Source organism: Peribacillus acanthi, from assembly GCF_003073175.1.
Lineage (GTDB): Bacteria > Bacillota > Bacilli > Bacillales > DSM-1321 > Bacillus_BN > Bacillus_BN acanthi.
Genome location: NZ_QBBX01000037.1, coordinates 1 through 11,034, shown reverse-complemented (window position 1 = coordinate 11,034; position 11,034 = coordinate 1). Strand labels below are relative to the sequence as shown.

Here is an 11,034-nt window from a genome sequence, read left to right as displayed (position 1 = left end):
GGAAAGCGTTCGCCCGGAACGGAAATCAACGGATTATCTAGTATATAAATTATTTTAATTGAAAAAAGACTGTAGACAAACTCGTATTTTTACGAGTTTGTCTACAGTCTGCAACGCCATCTTTGATGACGTTGTTTTTAAAACAAATGAAGTTTTTTTCGTATTGAATAATGTAATTTTAAGGAGTAAAAATGTGACTTGAATCATAAGATTGCCGGCATTAGAAGCATATACTTGCCAAAGGCTGGTGTAACAATATTCTTAACAGCAATTTTTAAAACTATCGCCACTAGATAATGGAATAATACGGATATTTTTTAGTCCGAACCCTCACATTTTACTACTCTTGGCAAGCATATGGTTCCAAAAAAAATTTGTGGCAAACATATGATTCTTACATTATTCAACCTTGCTACTCATGCTTAATAAATCACTATATTTTCTTACTTCAGGTAAACGATGCTTTTCAATAAATTCTCTCCACTGGCTTAAAACTTCTTTAGCAATAAAATTCTTATTTTGATATAAATACGAAACTAAACCAGAAACACTTGAAATCATTTCAAAATCTTTCAACGTGGAAATAACTATTTTTTCATTCATAATCGATTTTAAAAATTCATTTAAGAAATTTGCTAATAACTCGCATTCATCTTCAGTAAAAATATTAGGTATATTTTTCATACAATACTTCAAATTATCTACAGCTATTTTGAAAATACCTTCTGAACCATAATACATCATCCTAAACAGTTCACTTTTAATTAATCCACAATCTTTTTTTATTTCCTTATTTTCGATAAATACTAAGTAATCATACATAATACTTGCAGCAGCCTTGAATTTATTAATCTCTTTTGAAGACAAATAATTAATAATAATTTCTAAAGAATACCCTATTGGTATATTCAGGCGTTCAAAACTAGGTACTAAATATATAGATAAATCTTCTCTATTATTGTTTATTTTCTCGAAAAAATCTTTGAACTTTTCTATATCTTCGTTCCTAAGTGATTGCTTTGAAATTACTCCTAGAACGTTATTCTTTAAAAAAATAACAACACTTTTCAAATAATCAGGTAAGGGTAGAAAAATATGTTCTTCATTAATATCTCTAAGTAATCCTTCCTCTTGATCTTCCCACCATAAATAAAATTTATCAAGCCACTGATGGTAATAGACTTCATTAGGAGGATTTTTTGTTCTCTTACCAATGTAATCTGGAAATACTCCACTTAATTCATGGAAATAATCTTCTAAAGAATTAGAACTAGAAAATGATTTGCCTTTAAACTCTTCCTTATAATTATAAAATGTTGGGATTTCTCTGGTTAGAAAGACTTCTATCCCTTTCTCGCTTATTTCCGAACTTGAATTTATAATTCTGTCATAAACTGATTTGAAAATATAATTACTTATTCCCTGATCTCTATCGGTTGATAATTGTGTTAGACATTTAATAAACTTATTCCTTTGATTTTCAGTAAGACTCTTTGTTTCTTCAAGAAAAGTCATTCTAATTAACGCACTTTCTCTATAACTTTGGTCCACGTCATTATTCAAAAAACTGATCATTTCTAAAATTTTATTTTCAGGTACATTTAAATTAGAAATATTTTTCGTTTCAGAAAATAAAACTAGAAATGGCTCAAAGAACTCAACCCTATATAAATTTTTATTTGTATTCAATTCATTGTTTAAATTTGACTCCATCAACTGCTCACAAAATATTTTTTTTTCTTCTGTATTTTTATCAAATATTATTCTCTCAATTAATTTTACTAATACATTATTTAGTTTAATAGATTGTTCGCTGTTTAAAAATTCAATAATTTTCAAATCTAATTCTAGTTTTAGGTTTTTAGGTAAAGAAAAATATAAACGAGAAATGATTTCTAAAACTACATCAATTTCAATAATTGAACTCGATTCTTGTTCAATTCTATCTTTTAACATCTCTATAAGAATTTCTAAATTACTATCATTTATTCTGTAAACAAATTCTCTCGAAAAAATATCATCAATTTCTTTTAACTTGATAGTATGTATTCTTTTTATTAGAGAATACAATGGATAAATAATTTCTAAGTTTTTTAGAGCTAGTCCATATTGCCCTTTATCACTTACGGAGAAGTAAAAAGATTCTTTAATTTGTAAAATTGCGTATGCATCTAGAAGTTCTTGTTTTATATAATCTCCCATACTAGATGAAATTTTACCTCTTCCCGGATCAAAACCAGGAGTCTCTTTCGTCCCAATAGTGTATTCATATTTTTTCACAGAAATTAGTGTATGATTGAATTCTTTTTTCGAATTACAATTATTTGAGTTTAGTGTTCTTAACCTTTCGTCACCATAATCAGATTTTTTATTAATCTTTTTTAAAGTATGTAGCGCTACACTTTCCAAAGAAAGTAACCTATATTCATCAGATTGGATCGCCAGCAAACTTCTTATCGTTTGGAGGTAATCTTCAAGAATTATTTTAGCTTCTGCTTCTCTTGAGATTTCCATAAGAATTGCTGCCTTTTTTATTCCCCACTCAATTTCTTTCTCTCCAACTTGCCATTCATTGAGAGAACTTTCAACTTCGCTAATGTTATTAAAAGCTAAGCTAAATAATGTTTGTTCGTAAATAAATCTATGCTTTTGTAATCTATTTAGTGGTATTTCCTCTATTAAAGCTTTATATTCATTGAACTCTTTTTTATTACAATCTAATCTAGCTTCTTGTAACAAGAAAAATAATATGAGTAAATGATTCTTTGTTATATTTTTTCCTAAATCGCTTATTAATTGTTTTAACTTTTGATGCATTAAATAATCTAAAGGAATATAAAACTTTTCAAAGCACCACAATATTTCATTTAAATACTCTAAACAATCCTTATTATTTAAAGTTGTTATATTATCCAATTTTTGTTTTGCATAAATCCTTATATAATCTGCATTCAAACGCCGAATTTCATCCGGCATTATTATCCACCCAGGAAAGGTCTCTCTATTATATTTTATATCTGCTAAACTTAAATTAATTTGTCTATAACTTCGATGAGGCCATTTTGTCTTTTCTTCTCTATCTTTATATGCTAGGAAATTAAATAAATCGCTAAACATGACTTGGTATGGATTTTCAACAGATGAATATATATCTTGAAAATCAATTAGTGTAATACCTTTTGAACTTAGTTCTCCTTGGCGCTTTTTTTGACCATATCCAATCATATAAATTTTAGGCATATGCTCACCTAGATTATTTCTAACCCAAGTAGACCAACGTTCAAAATTTGGATCATCACCTGAGAATCCTAATAAAACAAAGGTTGTTTCCATAATTGATTGTTGTACCATATTAACAAAAGGACTAAATTTCTCGGGATAAATATCATAATCTTTCTTGGTAAATATAAAAGGTCTATTAGATGGAAAACTGCCGTGTAGTTTGATTATTCTTGGTGGGGTAGAACTAGGTATGTCGTTGACATCATAAACAACTTGATAATTACGTTCATACACATTCCTTTTAGCACGTTCTAATAATGTATCATAGTTAGTAGTAAAAATATCAGCCCAAGGAAGATTAAGTAACTTATAATGCAGAGTATCTGGTTCATAATTGTCATCGGGTATAGCTTCTTTTAAAACCTCTTCTAAACTAGCCCTCCCATATTCATCAACATATAATTGTCCTACTTCCAGTACATCTTTATATTTAATATCCGGATGATGACTAAGATTTTTAACTAATTTATTTTTTAAGTCAAACCAGAGAGCTATTTCAGAAAAACCATCTTCTATTTTTTTCGCATTCAAGCTAAAACCAGCGCCTATCATTACAGAAACACGGCTTTTTTTATCTTTAGACCATAAATTATCCCTAATTACTCTTAGATGCGGATACATTGTTAGATTCTCTTTAAAAAATTTATTTAAGTCTTTAGTCAAATTTTAAATCCCCTTCTACCTTTATTTTTCATTTTTTTCTTTCTAATCCTGGAAATCCAATCAACGAATAATTGTTTTCCTCTATTTTATTTACCTATATCAAGTTTCATCTTATTATCTTCCATTTTCTACCTAAGCATCCAACACTAATTATATACAGTTCAACTACCTTTTTAAATCTAATAGTTCCCTATTATTACTATTAATTACAACAAAGTATATTTTTCTACAAATTATGATGATAAAATCCAATTAGAAACATTTGTAAATTAGAGGTGAAAAAATGATATCAAAAATAAAAAAATTACAGAATTTTGGGATTTATCAGGACTTTTCACACACTATTGAACTCAATGAATTTAATAGATTTAATCTTTTTTATGGGTGGAATGGAAGTGGAAAAAGTACCCTATCAAGATTATTTAGGATTCTCGACAAGCGAGAAGTACCTACTGCACTAACTGACTCCTATTTCGAAATAGAATTTAAAGACGGACAGCTATTGACCCCTGATAATTTACCAGATTTCCTTGATAGTATAGTTGTTTTTAATCAGGATTTTATACAAGACAATATTGATTGGAATCAAACTGTTGAAAGTATTCTACTAGTTTCCGAGGAAAAAATTGAGGAAAGAAAAGAATTAAATGATAAGTATCAAAGACAAAAAGATATTTTGAATGATATGAAAAAAATAAATAGGCGGAAAAAACTAATAGTAGAACAAAACCAGAAAACTTTATCTAGAATTGCAAAAGAAATTAAAAGTAATTTTAAATTTTTGGCTACAAACGATAATTATTATATTAACTATAATAAAAATAAGTTGGAACAGTTAATTATAACGAATAAAAGTATCCTATTAGAAAAAAGTGCAATATTAGACGACCCTACACTTGAATTGGTGACAAAAGCCGCTAAGCCAGAAGTAAAAGAAGGAATAGACAATTATATCCCAGAAATTGACTTCACGAAATTAGAAAAAGTTATTAGCGAAATATCTAATCTTCTCCAAGAAAAAATAGTATCAAAGACAATAAGGTTACTTCAAGAAAATTACAGACTCAGTTTATGGGTTGAAGAAGGATTGGAACTTCATCATCAAAAGAAGGCAACAACATGTGAATTCTGTGGAAATGAGATTGGAAAACAACGATTAAAAGATTTAGATAATCATTTTAATACAAGCTTTAAAAATCTAAAAAGTAGCTTATCTACCCAATTACAAACTATCGAATCTCTCTATGTAAACGCAAATACATTCCCATCCCCGGAGATATTCTATGAGGAATTACAAACAGAGTACTTACATAACAAAAAAGAATATGTGCTCGCCATTAGTGAATTAAATTCATATCTACTAGAATGTAAGCAACAATTGATGAATAAGAATAATAGCCCATTTGAGGATTTTTCAATACCTATCTACCTTAATACTGATAAGAAAAACCAGTTAAAAACCATTTCAAGTAATATTAACAAGCTAATATCAATCCATAACATTAAAACAAAAGATTTTAAAACAAAAATAAAATCTGAACAACATAAACTAGAATTACATTACGCGACAGAAGCACTCCAAGATTTTGATTACTTTATTAAATTACAAGAGATTGCAGATTATGAAAAAGAAGTCACAGGACTGGTAAGCGAAGATCGACATGTTCAAAATAGAATTACTGAACTAGAAAGTAGTTTAATAAGTGCTGCATTAGGTGCTGATAAATTTAACCAAAAGCTTTCACAGTTTCTAGGCCATCAAGAGATTTCTCTAGAATTTAATCAAAAAGAAAAAGGATATAATATTATAAGAAATATTAACGGGAATAAAATCAAGGCCAGAAATCTTAGTGAAGGTGAAAAAACTGCCATAGCCTTTATCTATTTCATTACTAAGTTAAAAGAAAACGACAAAAATATAAATGAATCCATTATTGTTATTGACGATCCAATTTCTAGTTTTGATGCTAAAAATCTCTTTAACTCCTATTCATATTTAAGAGATGAGTGTACACATGCTAAGCAACTTTTTGTTCTTACTCACAATTTTGCTTTCTATAGATTAGTAAGGGATTGGATGAAAGGTAAAACTAAAAAAAGACAAGATAATGGTAGACAATTGAAAATCCCTTTGTATTCGTTTTACACTATTGAGACTAACTTTGATAACCAAAGAAATTCCTCCATTGTTAACGCACATTCATCTCTCTTTGAGTATGAAACAGAATACCATTATATTTTTTATAAATTAAGTTTATTTAAGGAGAAAACACAATTAAATATTGAAGAAGCTTATCTAGTAGCTAATCTTTCCAGAAAATTATTAGAATCATTCCTAAGTTTTAAACATCCAAAAAAACGTACTGATTTTAGACAGTTAGCTGCACTTGCCTTTGATGATGAAACGATATTAGAAAAAGTATATCGCTTTATTAATAAATACTCCCATCATCAATATTTTGATTTCCAAGACTATTCATCAGATAATCTTCTTGGTGAAAGTCAAAATATTATTACAGATATTTTCAATGCAATTAGAAAGAAAGATACGGATCATTTTAATGAAATGGAAACCATCATTGCGCATGATCTTATCTCGACTTAACTACAAACAAAAAACCCATGAGTGTTATTCTCTCAAGGGTTTTTTATTAGAAAATAGAGTTTGATTTTTGGTAATGTTAGAATCAAGAAATTTTTGTAAAAGAACCTATTAAATAAATTTATCTCTCAATCCTATAAGTGGCTACACACTTTACTTTTATTAGTTTTTGAAAATGCATTTTTTAAATTCACATAATCAATAACCCTCCCTTTTGTTGAAATTCTAAAATTATTATCTGTTTGTTAGCACTACTAAGAACAACAAAAGTTATCCTGTGGTGATTTTGTAAAAATAAGTGGATTGTAACCACTCTTTACATTCTAAATTACAAAGGCACCTCCCCATAATTGTGAAAACTATCTTTTTTACTCACCTCCAACTTTCATTTTCCTTTTCACTTTTTCACTTATATCCTTACATATCTCAATGAATTGACGTTAAAGATGGATTTTTCCCTCTATGTCAGTAACTAGCTCAAGTTTGCCTTGCAGTTCCTTTAATGATTGTTTGTATCTTGAAGGAATTTGTTTCGAGAATATAAAATTTTTTTGTAGTTCGATCCTCTGATAAATACTGTTCAGAAGATATTACTATAACAAATTTCATTATTTGTTCTTTGAATCTTTGCAAATAATGGAGATTCATTAATTTTCTTTTCACATGCTCAATACTACTATCATGTCGAATTGAAAAAATGGGCTCCACTCCTTCTGGTAGTATAGCACCAAATTCATGACCTTCATTTCATCGTCTTCTAAACGAAAGCGGCGCTCCTTGTCATTTTCTAGACCTAAATGTTTTGTTAAAGCAATCTGTTAAAGATTGCATATACTTGAAGGTTCCATTTTTTTTAATTCTTTTTATTTTTTTGTGGACATAATAACCATAACAACATAGAAAGGTTGATGCTTATGGGTAGAAGGAGGATTGGCAGGAATTCATCATCATCTGATAAATTTCCGGTTGGCCCAGCTTTAGTAATATTAATATTCTTTGGAGTCAGCTTAGCAGGACAGTTTAAAATTGAACTACCAAAAAGTGAAATAGGTAATTTACTCGGACTATTTGTTTTAATTGTTATCGTGAATATTAGTATCTTTAGACTATTTGGATTACAACGTGCATTTAATCGAACTGCGAAGTTAAAATATTGGACCTTCGGACAGAAGTGCAAATTGACACTTTATCTTTTTATATCATTAATGATGTTTGCACCTTCCAATATTATTGGTGGACTTTTATATATTTCATTTTTTCTTGGTTTGTTTTATTTCATCCTTAGAGGAATATGGGATTGGGCTAAAAATATTAATACTTTCATAAATTCCTCAAAAAGGTCGAAAGTTAATTTTGTAGCAATAGAGGAAATTGACAAAATGGATGGAAGGCAATTTGAATTGTTTCTTACACAACTTTATGATGGGCTTGGATATTTTTCTGAAGTCACTCCGCCATCAGGTGATTTTGGTGCGGATGTGATCACGGTTAAGGATAAAACTAAGACTGTAATTCAAGCGAAGTGTTATGGTGAAGGTCAAACTGTTGGCGTAGAAGCGATTAATGAAGTTTGTGGTGGAGCGGGGTATTGGAATGCCCCAAAAAAGATGGTGATTACAAATCGATATTTTACGAAAGCTGCCATACTTTCTGCCGAAAGGAACAATGTGAAACTGATTGATCGTGATAGCTTACAACTTCTATTACGAGAATATCGGGATACAGTGGAGAATAAGAACTCATATATTATGTTTCCATTTAGGAAGCAGGCAAACGAGTAGAAATGAACAATTTTCTCAATAAAGTATAGGATTATGCAGTATATATCTGCTATCTCACTATACTTTTTTTATTTGTAAAATTAACAAATGATCTCTTTTGCTAAAAAAGCCCCATCTTCCGCTATTGCTTAACTTAAGCTTTATGAATAATGTATACCTTGGGTTTGTCTTAGCTCACAACTCTTTCCGTACTTAATCTTTAAAGATCCTTTGAACTGCTCCTTTGGTAACTCTGGGAATGCTTCTTGCCAAAGTTTAAAGACATTCCAATTCTTCCTGTTACGGTCATTGTCCCATAAGGACACTATATGGAATCCATATTCATCTCCACAGCGCTCTAAAAATCGCATGGATCTATAGGTATAGATTCTACCCGAACTGGTGATTTCGTAGATCTCTTCATATCCTTTGATTATCCTTCTTTCTTCCACTGTTCTACCTCCTAAATGCTATGTACTTCTATACTAGGTGAGACTTTTTTATGAACAGCATAAAAACATTATTCTCTTGCATACCTTTAACCTTCATAAATCAAAAGATAATTGATTATCATGTTTTTTGCCTAGTCTACCTTTTGCAAGTAAATCTCTTCCTCTAATACCCTTCTCAAACCTTCTTTTAATAGTTGAAAAAGGTAAACCTGATTCCTTTGCCCATGTATTCATGGTCTTTCTTACACCATTTATTTCAAGAAGATTATGCTGATATCCTTTTGAAGCTAACAAGTTTTCTTCTTTACATCCAGTATCAATTCTTCTTTGTAAAGTTTTATATGGGATTTTACTCGTCTCTGCCCATTCAGCTACAGTTTTAGATTCTCCATTGATAGTTACAAAACGACTAGTTCTTTTGTTTCTTGCTTGTTCAATTTCTGTACTCCATTTACAGTTATTAGGTTCATAATTTCCATTAGGGTCTATACGATCAATTGATAAATCCTCTCTGTAGCCATTTTTATTTGCCCATTTAGCAAACACTTCGAATGTTTTCCATTCTTCACATACCTGAATTCCTCTACCGCCATATCTTTCGTAATAGCTCAATTTTTGATTTGTACATCTTTGATTCATAAGTGTCCATATTCTATATAATCTTGAATATCTCATTCCATGTGTTTTAGTTGTTTCTTCCTTCTGTAGAAAAACACAGTTTTCAGGATAAAAACCTTTGTTTTTATCTTTTCGAACTAACTGCAAACCTTCCTCATAACCATTTTCCTTTGCCCAATTAACAAAAGCCACAGGGTCATCTTTCCACTCTTTACAGATCCATAAATCTTCCCCTTTATAACGATTATCTATATTACTGCCATAGCATTTAAGCCGAATCGTTTTCCAAACCTTATATATTTTGGTTTTGCTCAAACCGTGTTTTTTAACGAACATTATCAGCACCCCGATAATTATTTATTAAATAATTTTACTACATTTTACTTGTCTTTTAATTTTAAATTGTTAACACTATTTTCTGTGTTTCCGCTATCCTAATCCTTTACTATCCTATATTAAAAGGAGCCGATAAATATAACTCTTGTAAACACTCAAGCCCCAGTCTAGGAAATCTGTCCAATTTCAGGTTAAATTAATCGGATATTAGCGTTCGATTGTATAATTACGCTTTTTAACTATACCCAATAAACTTCCATCTTTAAAGAATAATTTGTGTATTAACAAGAACAAATGTTCTATAATAGCGAGTAAGGAGTGATTTTATGGTTATTCGAGACCGTGGAAAGATAAAGTGGGGATCCTCTTTCTTTTTACCGGAACACACTAAAATGCTTAGAGATTTAAAAAGTGATTATTATAAAATTAAAAAACCAATTTTAGACGATTACCAAATTGAAGAGATTGAATCCAAGATCTGTTTAGCGATGGAATTCAATCATTCTATTAAAATTACCACTTGGGAAGGTGGTTTTGAATGGAGTTATAATGGTAATCTCCATAGACTTGATCCTTTGACCAAAAAACTCTATTTAGAATTGTTACAGGAAGACCCTTATATAATGAAGGTTGACTTTAGCGATATTATTGCTGCAGAAGTGCTTGATATGGCCCATCTTATTTCAGGAGATATTTGATTATCATTCTTTATAAAAATAAAAGCGCATCACTTTAAATAAGTGAGCGCTCAAACTTAATTTTTTCTAAGGGTAGCATCCATCTCGATGCTACCCAAATTATTAATTCATTCTGTGTTTTATTTTAGGCTGAAATGTTGAAATCTTCATCCGATAAAAAAATCTGTAGACAGTATATTCGTTAATTAACACTTTGTTATATCTGCAATAAATCCCATCCCACATTCTACCTTCTTGATCAAACAGATAATTTACGAATGTATCATTTATTCCCTGATTATTTTCTAGTTGATTAATTAAATTAATTATAAAATCGTTATCTTGATACGTTTCTTCTCTTAGTATCGCATTGGAGTCGGCATTTACAATTTGCAATTTAAACATTGAAATCATCACCTTCCAGATAAGTTAGTTTTATTATAGGTCTTCTAGGAAGTGATTTTTAATTGAATTGTGGCAAAATAAAAAACTTTTATATTCGAGCTTTTATTAAATAACTCAGCATTTCTTCACCTATTCTTATTGAACTAACGCCCCCTATCGTATTATAAGGTCAGCCAGAAAATATTTCTGGTTGACCATTTTTTATATCGATATATGATAACCGTAGCCGGGGTAGAACG

General features: G+C 29.8%; 7 protein-coding genes. 3 read left to right on the top strand and 4 right to left on the bottom strand.

What is annotated here, in order from left to right; all coding sequences use genetic code 11:
• Nucleotides 1-399 precede the first annotated feature (399 nt).
• Entirely contained in the window at nt 400-3,945 is a 3,546-nt protein-coding gene (locus tag DBX25_RS20200) for an SIR2 family NAD-dependent protein deacylase (RefSeq protein ID WP_108672554.1), read from the bottom strand.
• A gap of 283 nt (nt 3,946-4,228) precedes the next feature.
• Here DBX25_RS20200 and DBX25_RS20195 point away from each other — a divergent pair, with 283 nt between their 5' ends.
• The gene (locus DBX25_RS20195) at nt 4,229-6,550 is read left to right on the top strand and encodes an AAA family ATPase (protein ID WP_108672553.1); all 2,322 of its coding nucleotides are present in this window, start codon (nt 4,229-4,231) and stop codon (nt 6,548-6,550) included.
• 911 nt (nt 6,551-7,461) lie between these two features.
• Nucleotides 7,462-8,328, top strand: coding sequence for a restriction endonuclease (locus tag DBX25_RS20185; protein WP_157951030.1), 867 nt, complete (start codon nt 7,462-7,464; stop codon nt 8,326-8,328).
• A gap of 140 nt (nt 8,329-8,468) precedes the next feature.
• On the opposite strand, the gene DBX25_RS20180 is transcribed toward DBX25_RS20185, so the two are convergent.
• Nucleotides 8,469-8,759: an NUMOD4 domain-containing protein gene (locus DBX25_RS20180; RefSeq protein ID WP_108672550.1), complete on the bottom strand. Its 291-nt coding sequence runs from the start codon at nt 8,757-8,759 to the stop codon at nt 8,469-8,471.
• Nucleotides 8,760-8,852: 93 nt separating this feature from the next.
• Nucleotides 8,853-9,713: a hypothetical protein gene (locus DBX25_RS20175; protein ID WP_108672549.1), complete on the bottom strand. Its 861-nt coding sequence runs from the start codon at nt 9,711-9,713 to the stop codon at nt 8,853-8,855.
• Between the two features lie 326 nt (nt 9,714-10,039).
• Here DBX25_RS20175 and DBX25_RS20170 point away from each other — a divergent pair, with 326 nt between their 5' ends.
• Entirely contained in the window at nt 10,040-10,411 is a 372-nt protein-coding gene (locus tag DBX25_RS20170) for a YolD-like family protein (protein WP_108672548.1), read from the top strand.
• A gap of 102 nt (nt 10,412-10,513) precedes the next feature.
• On the opposite strand, the gene DBX25_RS20165 is transcribed toward DBX25_RS20170, so the two are convergent.
• Nucleotides 10,514-10,795, bottom strand: coding sequence for a hypothetical protein (locus tag DBX25_RS20165; protein ID WP_108672547.1), 282 nt, complete (start codon nt 10,793-10,795; stop codon nt 10,514-10,516).
• Nucleotides 10,796-11,034 lie beyond the last annotated feature (239 nt).